Genomic DNA, 15,229 nt, shown 5'->3' with positions numbered 1-15,229 from the left:
ACTGAAACTGAATTATTAACGTTTAAGCTTGAAGGAGAATCTGTTATACCTACACCAATTTGAGCCTGAAGGTTAAAACAAAATAATAGTAGAATTTGAAAAAATAATCTTTTCAATTTAATTTTATAATTTAAAGCTAAAAATATCATAAACTTAATATTAAAATTAATTTTTTAAACATTTTATATTTATAAAGTAGAGATCAATTTCAACTATAATAAAAAACCAATTCAAACAGTCTAATTAACCATAACACACTAACAATCATGTATTTAAATTAAAAACATGAGTTATTATAATAGGGAATAATTCTCGAATTTAGTTTTCATTTTTTATTTCCTCATTTTTAAAATAATGCGTTTTAGAATCTGATTTATTATATATCAAAAAATATAAAACAACAAAGGCAAATAAAAGTGATAAAGTAAAAAACATATTTAAATAATTTAAAGTCTACATATTTAAGACCCTAATAATCAAATAAGTCACTTTATTTAAAGATAATTTGTAAGAAAGAACCATAATTATCATCAAAAAAATCTTAAAATTGATAAATTAAAAAAATTTAATGTTATTCAATTATCAAAAACTATTTAAAATATATATTTGTAAGAATATAAATCTATTTCATACTTACATATAAAAAATATCTATGATTTATTCCGTTACTCGAAAATAAAGAAGGTTTAGCATAACTTTTATGAGTTTAAAAATTAATATTCCTAAAATTGCAATCTGTAGCTAAAATTTCAAAAAACAAGTAATTATAAGCTTAACAAACTATTAATAGCAAGATTTTAATGAATACAAATACTCTATATGCAAATACAATAAAACCTATTGGTGATTTTATTGGTGCATTATGTCTTGCCACTTTATTAATTATTCCCTTTTTAATAATATGGTTAGTTTTATTCATTAGTGGTACTAAATCACCCATTTTCAAACAAGATAGACCTGGTAAAAACGAAAAGATATTTTATATACTGAAGTTTAAAACCATGACAGATGAAAAAGACTCAAATGGTGTACTTCTATCAGATGAAAAAAGAACCACAAAATTGGGAAATTTTCTTAGAAAAACCTCTTTAGATGAAATTCCTCAAATAATAAATATTCTAAATGGCGATATGAGTTTTGTTGGCCCACGCCCACTTAGAACTCGCTACCTACCATATTACACTAAAGAAGAATTAGCTAGACATATCGTTAAACCAGGTATTACAGGACTTGCTCAAGTATCTGGTAGAAATGCTATAAACTGGGATGAAAAACTTAAATATGACATTGATTATTTAAAGAATATGACATTACTAACAGATATTAAAATTCTGTTTAAAACCTTTATTAAAATTTTCAATTCATCAGAAATTAATCTTAATTTGGAAAATTCATCTTTTGATGAATATCGACAAAACAAACTTAACACTAGTTACAAAAAATGACTATCATCTTTACATGTTCTGGAAGAAGAAATTATCTTATCAGATATTTTAAATCAATCATTGGTAGTAATGTAACTACTATTGCAATAGACTCGCAAAAATCGGCAACTGCACTTCAAGATGCAGATATTGCTATTATAGTTCCAGAAATTTCATCAGATGAATATATTATAGAATTAAAAAAAATAGTTGTTGAATATAAAGCAGATGCAATAATTCCTTTAAACGACCTTGAATTCCCCTTATTACTTGAACACAAAAAAAGTTTAGAAGCACTTGGAGCAACCGTATTTATTTCAAATGAAAAAATTACAAATATTGCTTTAGATAAATGGAAAAGTTATAATTTCTTTAAATCTCAAGGTTTTAATACACCAAAAACATTTTTAAAAATTGAAAATGCCATCTCTGCCATTGAAACTAATGAAATAAGTTTCCCCTTAATAATTAAACCTAGATGGGGAAGTGCTTCAATAGAAATTCATTTGGTTAACTCAATTGAAGAATTAAATTTAGCATTTAAGCTTCAAAAATTTAAACAAAATTCTTTAGTTTTTGAAATGCTTAACAAAGAAAATTCTGAAGACTTTATCATAATTCAAGAATTTATTAAGGGTGATGAATACGGTATGGACATTTTAAACGATTTAAATGGAAATTTCGTTGATGTATTTGTTAGAAAAAAATTGGCAATGCGATCTGGTGAAACAGATAAAGCATTAACAATAATTGATGAAAATCTTAAAAATGTTGGTAAAAAATTAGCTGAAGCAACAAATCATTTAGGTGTTATTGATTGTGATTTTTTTGTAGCAAAAGATAAAGTATACCTTTTAGAAATAAACCCAAGATTTGGCGGTGGCTATCCGTTTACACATGAAGCTGGAGCAAATATCCCCGCTATATATATTTCTTGGCTTACAGGAAATAACAATATTAAAGAGTACTTAAACTACAACTCAGGATTATCATTTGCAAAATACAGTAGAATTATGATGTTAAAATAATTCTTAAAACACGTTTTCAACTTTCAAAAACAGACTCTATTTGCATACTTAATGTTAAAATCGTAACATTACGAGACTAAAACTCCCCATATGCAAGACGAAAATAATATTTCTGAATTTAAAGCCAAAGATCAAAACATTATTGAAAACAAAGAGCTTAATCTTTTAGAGGCTCTTATCCCTGTTGTTTTATTAATGGCCTTACTTTTTTACAATATCATTTTTGCAGATGGTGAGCTTTTAGGTGAATATTCCAATCAATTTATTTTACTTATTGGAGGTGCTATAGCAGCAATTGTTGGTTTTTATAATAAGGTTTCAATAAATCGATTAGGCTCTGAAATATTGGAGAATCTAAAAAGCGTATTGGTACCAATCTTAATATTGTTTTTAGTTGGTGCATTAGCTGGTACATGGTTAGTTAGTGGCGTAATCCCTGCAATGGTTTATTATGGATTAAAAGTATTGAGTCCAGAAATATTTTTACCAGCATCTGTTATCATTGCAGCTGTCATTTCTATTGCAACAGGTAGCTCTTGGACAACTTCTGCTACTGTAGGTATAGCACTTGTTGGTATAGGAACCGCACTAGGTATAAACTCGGGTATGATTGCTGGTGCTGTTATTTCTGGAGCTTATTTCGGAGATAAAATGTCACCACTTAGTGACACCACAAACCTTGCCCCTGCTATGGCTGGTACAGATTTATTTACACATATAAAATATATGTCAATTACTACTGTACCTACAATAATTGTTACACTTATAGTTTTTGGTATATTAAGTTTTACTATTTCAACATCTGGTAGTGCAGATGTAAGTAACTTATTAAAAACCATTAATACTACTTTTAATATTACACCTTGGTTATTTTTAGTACCATTAGCAGTAATTGGATTAATACTAATTAAAACAAAACCATTATTAGCATTAAGTGCAGGTGTTTTATTAGCTGCTGTATTTGCTTTTATTTTTCAACCAGATATTCTAAATAGCTTGGGAGACTCTAAATTATCATCAATTACAACCTCTATTTTTACAGAAACACAAATAACAACCGAAAACGAGAAATTAAATGACCTTTTTTCTGCAGGTGGCATGAAAGGCATGTTGTGGACAATTTATTTAATTCTTTGCGCCATGGTATTTGGTGGTGTTATGGATGGCATTGGTGCTCTTTCTAGAATTACTAGTGCGCTTTTATCAATAGCAACATCGGTTTTTGGATTGTTTGCAAGTACCGTTATTAGTTGTTTAGGATTAAATACTATAGCATCAGATCAATATTTAGCCATAGTCATTCCTGGAAAAATGTTTAAACAAGCATTTGAAGATAAAGGCTTAGCTCCAGAAAACTTAAGTCGAACACTAGAAGACTCTGGTACAGTAACATCTGTTTTAATTCCTTGGAATACTTGTGGTGCATACCAATCTGGAGTTTTAGGTGTAGGTGTAAGTGAGTATTTTATTTATGCTATTTTTAATTGGTTAAGTCCATTTACAACTTTACTATTTGCGGCTTTTTCAATTAAAATAAAACAATTAAAAACTTCAAAATAAACCGCTAACACTCTCATTTTCAATAAGCATAAATAAATACTATTAATCAATAAGTATTTAAAATTTTATGATGATTCATTTTCTTTATTTGTAATCTATTTTTGCGCAAAGAAAACGAATCTTAATTATAAAAATTTTAAAATAATATGGCATTAGTAGGAAAAAAATTCCCAGATTTAAACGTTGACGCAATGAATGAAATGGGCGATACTTTTAAAGTAAACGTTCTTGAAGAAGCAGTTAACAAAAAGAAAAAAGTAGTTTTATTTTGGTACCCAAAAGATTTCACTTTTGTATGTCCAACAGAGTTACACGCTTTTCAAGCTGCTTTAGGTGAATTTGAAAAAAGAAATACCATTGTAATTGGTGCTTCTTGTGATACACCAGAAGTACATTTTGCTTGGTTAAGCACAGCAAAAGATAATGGTGGTATTGAAGGAGTAACTTACCCAATTCTTGCTGATAGTAATAGAAACTTATCTAGTATTTTAGGTATTTTAGATATCACTAACGAAACTTTTGATGAAGAAACAGGAACTGTTCAAGTTGAAGGTGACAACGTTACATATAGAGCAACTTACATTATTGATGAAGATGGTGTTGTACAACACGAAAGCATAAATAACATGCCTTTAGGAAGAAACGTTGGCGAATATATTCGTTTAGTTGATGCTTTAACTCACGTTCAAGAAAAAGGAGAAGTTTGTCCTGCAAACTGGGAAGAAGGTAAAGATGCAATGAGTGCTAATGCAAAAGCAACAGCTGAATATTTAGCAGCTCACTCAAACTAAACACATTATGATAAAAGAGTTAAACGAAGACAATCTTCAAAGCATAGTTGCAGATAACGAAACTGTTGTAGTACAATATTCTGCAACATGGTGTGGTAACTGCCGTATAATGAAGCCGAAAGTAAAAAAACTAGCTTCAGAGTTAGAAAATATCACTTTTGTTATTGCTGATGCGGAAAAGTTTCCTGAAAGTAGAAAGTTAGCAACCGTTGATAATTTACCAACTTTTGCAACCTTTAAAAATGGTGCATTTGTAAACCAAGTGCAAACTAATAAGTTTGATGTTTTAAAAGATTTAGTAAATGAAGTTACCAGTAATTAAACACTTAACACAATTTATTGAAGACAACGACGAAGATTTTGTTGTTGAAACCATTGAAACATTAGAAGCTTTAACTGAAGTTCCTTCACTTAAAGACGAAGAACTTGATGTGATAGGAGAATTAATTTCAAACATGTATGGTGCTCTAGAAGTTAATAAAATGACAAAAGATGGTACTCCAAAAAAGGAAGCTCTAAATAGTTTTATGAGCAGAGTTTTGGGGTCTATTGATAAATAATTGAAAAAGAAAAAATAGTACTTTTTTAAAACCACTTTGCAAATGCAAGGTGGTTTTTGTTTTTATTGAGACTTGACTTTGTCAGAAAAAAACGATAAATTCGTTTAACAATTGATAAAGTTCATTAAAACGGAACTTTATCTTTGCATTGGCATTCATTAAAACCAATAACTCCAAAATTCAATGAGTTTAATAAGTAATTATCCCGAAATCAAAATGTTTTTTGAAAAAGAAAATTTTGATAGTGACGAATTGGAAGACTTTATTTCTCATATTGAAAAAAAATATATCGATAGAACTTTAAGAAAATCCGCATTAACTTTAATAAAGTTAGAAATTTTAAAGTATAAAATTGAAGAGAATGGAAGCCCCAAAGAGTCAAATCCAAACATCGATAAAGAATTTATTGAATCAAATATCACGATTGATTACAAAGAAAACAATATCAAATCGATTTCTGAAAAAATTCAAGTAAGTGCTCGCTTAATAACAGAATTATTTAAACAAAAAAGTATTCTAAAAAAAGAATCCGATTACATAAACGAAAAAGAATACTTACTGTTAAAGGATTTTTTTATGTCAAAAATTGAAGCTCTTGAAAGAGGTACAAAACAAGAACAAAGAATATTAAAATCTCGTCGAAAAAAAGTAGTTAAATCAATTTATAAAGGAATTCCTGTCTATAATAATATTTCACAAAACAAAGGAGTTGGTAAATTAATTTATATTAGAAAAAAATAACGAAATGCCAACACAGTATATAAAAAATTGCTAGTTTTAGATAAACCAAAGTTTGTTGCTCATTTTTTAGCTTCCGATTTTCCTTCGGAAAATCCTCGCTCACAAAACCGCACTATTTTTATACAAAACCGTTAAACGAACCTTTCCAAAAAAACTAAAAACTATTCCAAAAGTGCAACTATAGATTCAAACTTCTTTTCTTTAGCGTAATCTAAAGCCGTTTTGCCTTCATTATCTTTTATCGTTATATCTGCTTTATGATCTAATAGTAATTTTACAATGTCTTTTTTATTGTATTGTGCGGCAAAGATTAAAGCTGTTGTTCCGTTTGTATTAACTTCATTTAAAGCTGCTCCTTTTTCAATTAAATATTTAGCAAATACTGTATTTCCTTTAAAACTAACTCCTATTAAGGCTGTATTACCAGAAGCATCCTTATCATTTAATGGTGCATTATGCTCTATTAATATTTTGGTAGCAGCTTCATTATCAAAATAAGTCGCTAAAATTAATGGAGTAAAGCCTCGTTGATCTTTAGCTTCTGCTAATTCTGGATTAGCACTTAATAAGGCCTTTAAAGAATCATTATCTTGGTTTCTTATACTTTCAAAAAGGGTGTTTATGTCTTTCATATTGGTTTTATTTTATAAAAAAAAGGAATGCGCTTAAAAACCCATTCCTTTTATAGTTATTGTAAACATTACTATTTTAAATCGAAACGATCTAAATTCATCACTTTAGTCCATGCAGCAATAAAGTCTTTAACAAAACGGTCTTGCCCATCGTTTGCACCATATACTTCTGCAATAGCTCTTAGCTCTGTATTAGATCCAAAAATTAAATCTGCACGAGTTCCTTTAAACTTTACTTCTCCTGTATTTCGATTACTACCTTCAAAGTATCTATCATCATCAGAAGTTGCTTTCCAGGTGTAAGTGAAGTCTAAAATATTTTTAAAGAAATCGTTAGTTAAACTTCCTACGTTATCTGTAAACACACCATAATCTGAACCATCGTAATTAGCACCTAACACTCGCAAACCACCAACTAAAACAGTTAATTCTGGCACCGATAAGGTTAAGAGGTTCGCTTTATCCACTAATAAATCTTCTGCAGCAATTTTTAAGTTACCTTTAATATAATTTCTAAATCCATCTGCTAATGGCTCTAAATACCCAAATTGCTCGATATCTGTTTGCTCTTGTGTAGCGTCTCCTCTACCTTGTGTAAAGTCTATGGTGTGATTATATCCAGCGTTTTTTAATCCTTTTTCTACACCAACATTTCCTGCCAATACAATTAAATCTGCCATAGAAACGTCTCCTGTAAATTGACTTTGAATGCCTTCTAAAACCTTTAATACTTTATTTAATTCAGAAGGATTATTTACTTCCCAACTACGTTGTGGCTCTAAACAAATACGTGCGCCATTAGCCCCGCCTCTATTATCTGACCCTCTAAAGGTTGATGCTGAAGCCCAAGCTGTAGTTACTAATTGAGAAATTGATAAACCCGAATCTGTAATTAACCCTTTTAAAGTTGTAATATCTGCGTCACTCAAAGTATAATTTACTTTAGGAATTGGATCTTGCCATAACAATTCTTCTTTTGGAACTTCTGGTCCTAAATAGCGAGATGTAGGACCTAAATCACGATGTGTTAATTTGTACCAAGCACGCGCAAAAGCCTCTTCAAACGCTTTATGATCTGCATGAAAACGCTTAGAAATCTCTAAATATTTAGGGTCTGTTTTTAATGCAATATCTGCAGTAGTCATCATTAACTCTTGTTTTCCATTAGGATCTCCTGCTTTAGGAGCCATTCTTGCATTAGATGCTGCTGTTGGTTTCCATTGGTATGCGCCTGCTGGACTTTTTGTTAATTCCCAATCGTAGTTTAATAATACATCAAAATAGTCTGCATCCCAACGTGTTGGGTTTGGTGTCCATGCACCTTCAATTCCACTAGTAATCGTATCATCTAAAACACCTGTACCAAAGCTATTTTTCCAGCCAGTACTCATTTCTTCAATAGGTGCTCCATGGGGTTCTGCTCCAACATATTTGTTTGGATCTGCAGCACCATGAGCTTTACCAAAAGTGTGTCCGCCAGCAACTAAAGCTACAGTCTCTTCATCATTCATTGCCATTCTACCAAAAGTTTCGCGTACATCATGTGCAGAACCCATTGGGTCTGGGTTACCGTTAGGTCCTTCTGGATTTACATAAATCCATCCCATCATTACTGCTGCTAAAGGATCTTCTAAATCCCCTTCCTTATACCTGTCTTCATTAGCGCCCCATTCTGTTTCGCTTCCCCAATATATATCTTGTTCTGGCTCCCAAACATCTGCTCGTCCTCCTGCAAAACCAAAAGTTGGGAATCCCATAGACTCTAATGCACAGTTTCCTGCTAATATCATTAAATCCGCCCAAGAAATTTTATTACCATATTTTTGTTTAATTGGCCATAATAATAATCTAGCCTTATCTAAGTTTCCATTGTCTGGCCAGCTATTAATAGGTGCAAAACGTTGGTTTCCAGTTCCTGCTCCACCACGACCATCACCAACTCTATAGGTTCCTGCACTATGCCATGCCATTCTTATCATTAACCCTCCGTAATGTCCATAATCTGCAGGCCACCAATCTTGAGAGTCTGTCATAAAATCTGTTAATTCCTTTTTTAAGGCATCGTAATCTAAACTTTTAAAAGCTTCTGCATAATCAAAATCTTCACCCATTGGATTAGATTTCGAAGCATTTTGTCGTAAAATGTTTAGTTTTAATTCGTTTGGCCACCAGTCGCGGTTTTTAACTCCACCACCAGAAGTATGCTTTACTGTACCACTTAAAAAAGGACATTTTTCTGCACTTTCATTTATATCAAAGTTTTTGCCTTGAGGAGCGCTTGAATGAGGGTTATTTTCCATAATAAACTTATTTAGATTGTATATTCTATAAATTTAAACATTTATCTCTTTCAATTAATAACTAAAAATTGATAATTTTTATTTTTAAATAAGCTTTAATTATGGTGTTTGTGTTTTTGATAGATAAATATTATTTTTTAGATTAAAAATTAATGAAGGTATCATGCTTTCAATTCTCGGTTTAATGTTTATTTTTAACATTCAATTTAAAAACAATAAAAAATGGCGTCAGTTACATTAAAAGGAAATACGATTAATACATCTGGAAATTTACCAAAAATTGGTACTAAAGCTCCAGACTTCTTACTTACAACTACAGATTTAGCAACACATAGCTTAACAAATTATGCAGGAAGTAAATTAGTTTTAAATATATTTCCAAGTATAGATACAGGAACCTGTGCACAATCTGTAAGAACTTTTAATACTGAAGCTAGCGAATTAGAAAACACAAAAGTTCTTTGCATTTCTCGCGATTTACCTTTTGCTCAAGGACGTTTTTGTGGCGCTGAAGGCTTAGAAAATGTTGTAAATTTATCAGATTTTAAAGATGGTAGCTTTGGAAAAGCTTATGGTTTAGATTTTATTGATGGTCCTTTAGAAGGATTGCACTCGCGTTGCGTAATTGTGTTAGATGAAAACGGAACTGTTAAATACACAGAACAAGTAAGTGAAATTGTGGACGAACCAAATTACAAGGCCGCTTTAGAAGCGTTGCAAGATGCCTAAAAAAGAATCTTTTTTAATAAATCGTTTAAAAAGTGTTGGTTACGCATTTAAAGGAGCTGTTTTACTTTTAAAAACTGAAGCTAGCATAAAAATTCAATTTTTTATAGCTTTAATAGTAACTGCTGCTGGTTTTTATTTTAACATTTCTACTATTGAGTGGATTGTGCAAATTTTAGCCATTGGATTAGTTATGAGTGTTGAAGGTATTAATACAGCTATTGAAGAAATTGCTAACTTTATTCACCCAGAACGTCATTATAAAATAGGTTTAATAAAAGATATTGCTGCAGGGGCTGTTTTTATAGCCTCTGTATTTGCAAGTATTATTGGCCTGATTATATATCTTCCAAAAATTTTTTAAATACTATTACCTATAAAATAAACGTTTGTAATTTGTATTTTTGTCCCGTTGTATAAACAACCGAATTTCAAACAACAAACCATTAATGGCTAAAAGCAAAACTAAAGCTAAAAAAGCACCTAGAAAAACACTAAAAGGACCTGATTTTAAACTGTCTAGCCAACAAAAGTTGGTGCTAGGTAGTTTTTTGGTAATTGTAGGTCTTTTATTATTTATTGCTTTTGTATCTTTTTTATTTACTGGCGAAGCAGATCAAAGCACCTTATCTAATTTTACATCTAGAGATGTAAAAACACAAAATTGGTTAAGTAAGTCTGGTGCATGGCTAAGCGATTTTTTTATTCAGCGTGGTTTTGGTGTAGCCTCTTTTATATTTTCTGGCTTAATGTTTTTATCTGGTGTTTATGTATTAATGAATATTAATAAAACAAAGCTTAGAAAACATTGGTTTTGGGGAATTATTATCATTATCTGGTTATCTATTTTGCTTGGCTTCTTTGGTAATAGGAATGATATTTTAGGAGGTACTATTGGGTTTGAAATTAATAGTTTCCTTCAAGATTACATAGGAAAAGCAGGAACGATACTTTTACTTATTTTTGGGTTAATCACCTATTTAGCCATTCGATTTAAAGTTACTTTTGAAAGTATAACAAAACTCTTTAAGTCTGCTAAAAAAGATATTAAAGATGAGATTTCAGGCATGAAAGAAGATATTATTGTGCCTTTTGATAATAATTTATCTGATGAAGCTGAAGCTATTAAAACAGCTCATGAATTAACATTAGAAAATAAAAAACCAACGCCTAAGCCAGTTGAAAAAACAAAAATAGAACCTGCTCCTTTAGAAGTAAAAATACCAGAACCAGAAATTGAAGAAGAACCAGAGCTGGAAATTAAAGTTGAAGATGTTAAAGAAGAAATTTCTGAAACAGATAATCTTGCCAATAAATTAGTTGAAGATTTCGGACAATTTGACCCCACCTTAGAATTAGCAAAGTATCAATTCCCGACACTTGATTTGCTAAAAAAATATGATACCGAAGGCATAACTATAAATCAAGAAGAACTAGAAGAAAACAAAAACAGAATTGTTGATACACTTAGCAATTATAAAATTGGAATTTCAAGTATTAAGGCAACTATTGGGCCAACAGTTACATTATATGAAATTGTGCCAGAAGCGGGTATTCGTATTTCTAAAATTAAAAATTTAGAAGATGACATTGCCTTATCACTTTCTGCATTAGGTATTCGAATTATTGCACCAATTCCTGGAAAAGGTACCATAGGTATTGAGGTACCAAATAAAAATTCGACCATAGTGTCTATGCGTTCTGTAATTGCTTCAAAGAAATTTCAAGCTTCAGAAATGCAATTACCTATTGCTTTAGGCAAAACTATTAGTAACGAAACCTTTGTCGTAGACTTAGCAAAAATGCCTCACTTACTAATGGCGGGTGCTACTGGTCAAGGTAAATCGGTTGGATTAAATGCCGTTTTAACATCGCTACTTTACAAAAAGCATCCTGCAGAAGTTAAATTTGTTTTGGTTGACCCTAAAAAAGTAGAATTAACACTTTTTAATAAAATTGAACGCCATTATTTAGCAAAACTTCCAGATGAAGCTGAAGCCATAATTACAGATAATACTAAAGTAATAAACACTTTAAATTCTCTATGTATTGAAATGGATAATCGATACGAAATGCTAAAAAATGCACTTTGTAGAAATATTGCAGAATACAATGTAAAATTTAAAGCTAGAAAATTAAATCCTAACGATGGGCATCAATTTTTACCATACATTGTTTTAGTAGTTGATGAGTTTGCAGATTTAATTATGACTGCCGGTAAAGAAGTTGAAACACCAGTAGCAAGACTAGCACAGTTAGCTCGTGCCATTGGTATTCACTTAATTATTGCTACTCAACGTCCTTCAGTAAATGTTATAACAGGTATAATTAAAGCTAATTTCCCTGCTCGAATTGCTTTTAGGGTGTCTAGTAAGATTGATTCTCGTACTATTTTAGATGCTGGTGGAGCAGATCAACTTATTGGTCGTGGAGATATGCTTTACACGCAAGGAAACGACATGATTAGAATACAATGTGCTTTTGTTGATACACCAGAGGTTGAAAAAATAGTAGATTTTATTGGTGCTCAAAAAGCTTATCCGGATGCATACATGCTTCCAGAATATGTTGGTGAAGAAAGTGGCACAAGTCTTGATATAGACATATCAGATAGAGACAAACTATTTAAAGATGCAGCTATAGTTATTGTAACGGCTCAACAAGGCTCGGCCTCGTTATTACAACGTAAGCTAAAATTAGGTTACAATAGAGCTGGAAGAATTATTGACCAGTTGGAAGCTGCTGGAATAGTAGGTCCTTTTGAAGGCAGTAAAGCAAGACAAGTTTTAGTCCCAGATTTAATTGCCTTAGACAAACATTTAGAAAACGAAATATAATTAAATTTTCAATGAAAAGATTTTTAACCATATTACTCATTACTATTACAGCATCTGCTTTTTCTCAAAACAAAGCAAAAGCATTATTAAACGAAGTTTCAGCAAAAGTTAAAAGCTATGATAATATTTCATTAGATTTTAAATACACTTTAGAAAACCTTTCAGAAAACATAAAACAAGAAACCAAAGGAGATGTTGTGATGCAAGGTGAAAAATACCGATTAAACATTTTAGGGGTTACTAGACTTTTTGATGGAACAACAATGTATAGCATTAGTAATGAAGATGAAGAAGTAACTATTACATCTATTATTGATGATGAAAATGATGCTATAACACCAAGTAAAATGTTATCTTTTTACGAAGATGGTTATTTATATGAAATTGATATTGAGCAAAACATAAACGGAAGAAAAATACAGTATGTAAAACTAACTCCTATCGATTCAAATTCTGAAATAAAAAATATTCTTTTAGGAATAGATTCACAAACAAAACATATTTATAACTTAATTCAAGTAGGTAAAAACAGTACAAAAACAACACTTACTGTAAATTCTTTTAAAACTAACGAGCCTTTATCAAAAACCTTATTTACCTTTGATGCCAATAAATATGAAGATTATTACATCAATAAACTAGATTAGGTTTTTTTGTGAAAATACTAGACCGATACATATTAACCACATACCTTAAAACTTTTCTCAGCGTGTTTATTATTCTCATGCTGATTTTTGTTTTACAAACCATTTGGCTTTACATAAAAGAATTAGCCGGAAAAGATTTGGATATTATTGTGATTGTTAAGTTTTTAGCTTACTTCATGCCAAAACTTATTCCATTAGTATTACCATTAACCATACTTTTAGCTTCCATTATGGTATTTGGTAGTTTTGCAGAAAACTATGAGTTTGCCGCCATGAAATCTACTGGTATTTCATTGCAACGTGCTATGTCAGGTTTAAGTCTTTTTATTGTTGGTTTAGGTATTGTAACCTTTTTCTTTTCTAATAATGTTATTCCTTGGGCAGAGCTTAATTCTTTTAACTTAAGACGAAACATAGCAAAACTTAAACCTGCTATGTTATTAGCAGAAGGGCAGTTTAACACAGTAGGCACTTACAATATTAAATTTGTAGATAAATATGGTGATAACGATCAATTTCTTAAAGATGTAACCATACACATTAAAGGAAATGATGGTAGAACTAACGCTACAGTAATAAAATCTGAAACTGGAGAACTTGCAAGTGAAGAAAATTCTAATGTTTTAAAGCTTATTTTAACAGATGGTCATTTATATAATGATGTAACCCCAAAAGACAGAAAAGCTAAAAATAGAAAACCATTTGCAAAAAGTAAGTTTGAAACTAAAGTTATAAATATTGATTTATCTGAACTTAATAATGTTGATTTTGATGAACAATCACAAACCGACAAATACAATATGTTAAATGTAAGTGGTTTAAATAAAACCATTGACTCACTTGTTGATAAATATAATAATGAACATACAACTTTTGCAAAAAATTTACAGCTAAGGTCTGGTTTAAACCGGCAACTTCCAACTGCAAGAAAAGTAAAAGATTCGGCATATACAGGACCTATTCTAGACCTATTTAACACAAAAAAGAAACTAGAATTGGTAGATGTGGCATCAAAATCAATGATAAGTTCAAAACAACTTATATCATCAAAAGATGCTACCATGAAACACTCTAAGATATGGCTTAACAAACACGTTATATCACTTCACGAAAAATTCGCATTAGGTTTCGCTTGTGTAATATTATTTTTTGTAGGTGCACCATTAGGAGCTTTAATTAGAAAAGGAGGTATTGGTTTACCTATGGTTATTGCTATTTTGCTATTTCTAACGTATCATTTTATTGGAATTTTTGCAACAAATAGTGCCAAAACAGGAGAATTTAATCCTATACTAGCACCTTGGGTATCTACATTAGTTATGCTTCCTTTAGGAATCTTTTTAACTAGAAGAGCTACTGCAGATAGAGGTTTATTTGAATTTGATTATGTTCTAGAGCCAATTAAAAAATTATTTAATATTAAAGAAAAAGATAGTAATGATTATACGTTTTTATCAGATTATAAAGATGAAGAACTTATAGATACAATCAATAATCATGAAACTCTTGGGCATGATGAAGCAGTAAGACTTAAAGCTTTTGATATTTTAAAATCTAGAGATTATTCTACAGCAGACTTAAGAGCCAAAAACTTAAGAATAAATGAATGTTACGACACTACTGAAACTATAAGCCAACATTATAAAGATCATTCTAAATTCGCACTTGTTCTATATATAATTGGGGTTGTTTTATTAATTTTATACTTTGTTTTTAGTAATAATAAATTACTGCCTTTAGCCACAGCTTCAATACAACTAAGTATAATATCATTGGTTTTATTCTGTATTTATTATATCAAATCAATTATTAATTCATTTCAGTTTTATAATGATATTAATAAAGCACAAAACAAACCTCATATTTTTCTTTTGGTATTAGGTTTACCTTTTTACTTTGTAACTTATCTTTTTTTAAATGAGAAAATGAAAAGTGACTTAAAAGTAAATTGTATAGAATCTTTAAAATAAGCTTTATCTTTAC

The 15,229-nt window shown here is 30.3% G+C and carries 14 protein-coding genes; 12 read left to right on the top strand and 2 right to left on the bottom strand.

Features of this window, described 5'->3' with window-relative positions; all coding sequences use genetic code 11:
- The first annotated feature begins 800 nt into the window (after positions 1–800).
- The 7 genes from Q0842_RS02630 to Q0842_RS02600 all read left to right on the top strand — a co-directional run bounded on the left by Q0842_RS02630 (position 801) and on the right by Q0842_RS02600 (position 6,104).
- Complete coding sequence (locus Q0842_RS02630) at positions 801–1,445, top strand: sugar transferase (RefSeq protein WP_298494025.1); 645 nt, start codon at positions 801–803, stop codon at positions 1,443–1,445.
- Positions 1,442–2,452, top strand: a complete 1,011-nt coding sequence (locus tag Q0842_RS02625) for an ATP-grasp domain-containing protein (protein WP_298494023.1) — start codon at positions 1,442–1,444, stop codon at positions 2,450–2,452. Before Q0842_RS02630 ends, Q0842_RS02625 begins: the two co-directional genes overlap by 4 nt.
- Positions 2,453–2,542: 90 nt before the next feature.
- Positions 2,543–4,012: a Na+/H+ antiporter NhaC gene (nhaC, locus tag Q0842_RS02620; protein WP_298494021.1), complete on the top strand. Its 1,470-nt coding sequence runs from the start codon at positions 2,543–2,545 to the stop codon at positions 4,010–4,012.
- Positions 4,013–4,158: 146 nt separating this feature from the next.
- Complete coding sequence (locus Q0842_RS02615; RefSeq protein WP_298494019.1) at positions 4,159–4,803, top strand: peroxiredoxin; 645 nt, start codon at positions 4,159–4,161, stop codon at positions 4,801–4,803.
- A 7-nt stretch (positions 4,804–4,810) separates the two neighbouring features.
- Entirely contained in the window at positions 4,811–5,125 is a 315-nt protein-coding gene (locus tag Q0842_RS02610) for a thioredoxin family protein (protein WP_298494017.1), read from the top strand.
- Entirely contained in the window at positions 5,106–5,363 is a 258-nt protein-coding gene (locus Q0842_RS02605; RefSeq protein WP_298494015.1) for a hypothetical protein, read from the top strand. The genes Q0842_RS02610 and Q0842_RS02605 overlap by 20 nt, the downstream gene beginning before the upstream one ends.
- 183 nt (positions 5,364–5,546) lie before the next feature.
- Positions 5,547–6,104 carry a hypothetical protein gene (locus tag Q0842_RS02600; RefSeq protein WP_298494013.1) on the top strand — a complete coding sequence of 186 codons (558 nt, stop codon included), beginning with the start codon at positions 5,547–5,549 and terminating at the stop codon, positions 6,102–6,104.
- A gap of 161 nt (positions 6,105–6,265) precedes the next feature.
- Here the strand turns inward: Q0842_RS02600 and Q0842_RS02595 are convergent, their stop codons facing one another.
- Positions 6,266–6,736, bottom strand: coding sequence for an ankyrin repeat domain-containing protein (locus Q0842_RS02595; protein WP_298494011.1), 471 nt, complete (start codon positions 6,734–6,736; stop codon positions 6,266–6,268).
- Between the two features lie 71 nt (positions 6,737–6,807).
- Positions 6,808–9,036, bottom strand: a complete 2,229-nt coding sequence (gene katG, locus Q0842_RS02590; RefSeq protein ID WP_298494009.1) for a catalase/peroxidase HPI — start codon at positions 9,034–9,036, stop codon at positions 6,808–6,810.
- Between the two features lie 222 nt (positions 9,037–9,258).
- On the opposite strand from katG, the gene tpx reads away from it, so the two are divergent.
- The 5 genes from tpx to Q0842_RS02565 all read left to right on the top strand — a co-directional run bounded on the left by tpx (position 9,259) and on the right by Q0842_RS02565 (position 15,216).
- Positions 9,259–9,765: a thiol peroxidase gene (gene tpx, locus Q0842_RS02585; RefSeq protein WP_298494007.1), complete on the top strand. Its 507-nt coding sequence runs from the start codon at positions 9,259–9,261 to the stop codon at positions 9,763–9,765.
- A complete protein-coding gene (locus Q0842_RS02580; protein ID WP_298494005.1) occupies positions 9,758–10,126 on the top strand; it encodes a diacylglycerol kinase family protein in 369 nt (122 codons plus the stop codon). Before tpx ends, Q0842_RS02580 begins: the two co-directional genes overlap by 8 nt.
- Before the next feature lie 85 nt (positions 10,127–10,211).
- Complete coding sequence (locus Q0842_RS02575) at positions 10,212–12,599, top strand: DNA translocase FtsK (RefSeq protein WP_298494003.1); 2,388 nt, start codon at positions 10,212–10,214, stop codon at positions 12,597–12,599.
- An 11-nt stretch (positions 12,600–12,610) separates the two neighbouring features.
- Positions 12,611–13,246 (top strand): outer membrane lipoprotein carrier protein LolA, encoded by a 636-nt coding sequence (locus Q0842_RS02570; RefSeq protein WP_298494001.1) that lies wholly within the window; start codon positions 12,611–12,613, stop codon positions 13,244–13,246.
- Between the two features lie 8 nt (positions 13,247–13,254).
- Positions 13,255–15,216: an LptF/LptG family permease gene (locus Q0842_RS02565; protein WP_366941094.1), complete on the top strand. Its 1,962-nt coding sequence runs from the start codon at positions 13,255–13,257 to the stop codon at positions 15,214–15,216.
- Positions 15,217–15,229 lie beyond the last annotated feature (13 nt).

Source organism: uncultured Algibacter sp. (assembly GCF_947495675.1).
Lineage (GTDB): Bacteria > Bacteroidota > Bacteroidia > Flavobacteriales > Flavobacteriaceae > Algibacter_B.
This window is presented reverse-complemented; position numbering and strand designations above follow the sequence as displayed.

What these genes read in the sequence shown, in the direction of transcription:
- Q0842_RS02630 (WP_298494025.1), top strand. Translation starts at nt 801, where the DNA reads ATGAATACAAATACTCTATATGCAAATACAATAAAACCTATTGGTGAT.
- Q0842_RS02625 (WP_298494023.1), top strand. Translation starts at nt 1,442, where the DNA reads ATGACTATCATCTTTACATGTTCTGGAAGAAGAAATTATCTTATCAGA.
- nhaC (WP_298494021.1), top strand. Translation starts at nt 2,543, where the DNA reads ATGCAAGACGAAAATAATATTTCTGAATTTAAAGCCAAAGATCAAAAC.
- Q0842_RS02615 (WP_298494019.1), top strand. Translation starts at nt 4,159, where the DNA reads ATGGCATTAGTAGGAAAAAAATTCCCAGATTTAAACGTTGACGCAATG.
- Q0842_RS02610 (WP_298494017.1), top strand. Translation starts at nt 4,811, where the DNA reads ATGATAAAAGAGTTAAACGAAGACAATCTTCAAAGCATAGTTGCAGAT.
- Q0842_RS02605 (WP_298494015.1), top strand. Translation starts at nt 5,106, where the DNA reads ATGAAGTTACCAGTAATTAAACACTTAACACAATTTATTGAAGACAAC.
- Q0842_RS02600 (WP_298494013.1), top strand. Translation starts at nt 5,547, where the DNA reads ATGAGTTTAATAAGTAATTATCCCGAAATCAAAATGTTTTTTGAAAAA.
- Q0842_RS02595 (WP_298494011.1), bottom strand. Translation starts at nt 6,736, where the DNA reads ATGAAAGACATAAACACCCTTTTTGAAAGTATAAGAAACCAAGATAAT.
- katG (WP_298494009.1), bottom strand. Translation starts at nt 9,036, where the DNA reads ATGGAAAATAACCCTCATTCAAGCGCTCCTCAAGGCAAAAACTTTGAT.
- tpx (WP_298494007.1), top strand. Translation starts at nt 9,259, where the DNA reads ATGGCGTCAGTTACATTAAAAGGAAATACGATTAATACATCTGGAAAT.
- Q0842_RS02580 (WP_298494005.1), top strand. Translation starts at nt 9,758, where the DNA reads ATGCCTAAAAAAGAATCTTTTTTAATAAATCGTTTAAAAAGTGTTGGT.
- Q0842_RS02575 (WP_298494003.1), top strand. Translation starts at nt 10,212, where the DNA reads ATGGCTAAAAGCAAAACTAAAGCTAAAAAAGCACCTAGAAAAACACTA.
- Q0842_RS02570 (WP_298494001.1), top strand. Translation starts at nt 12,611, where the DNA reads ATGAAAAGATTTTTAACCATATTACTCATTACTATTACAGCATCTGCT.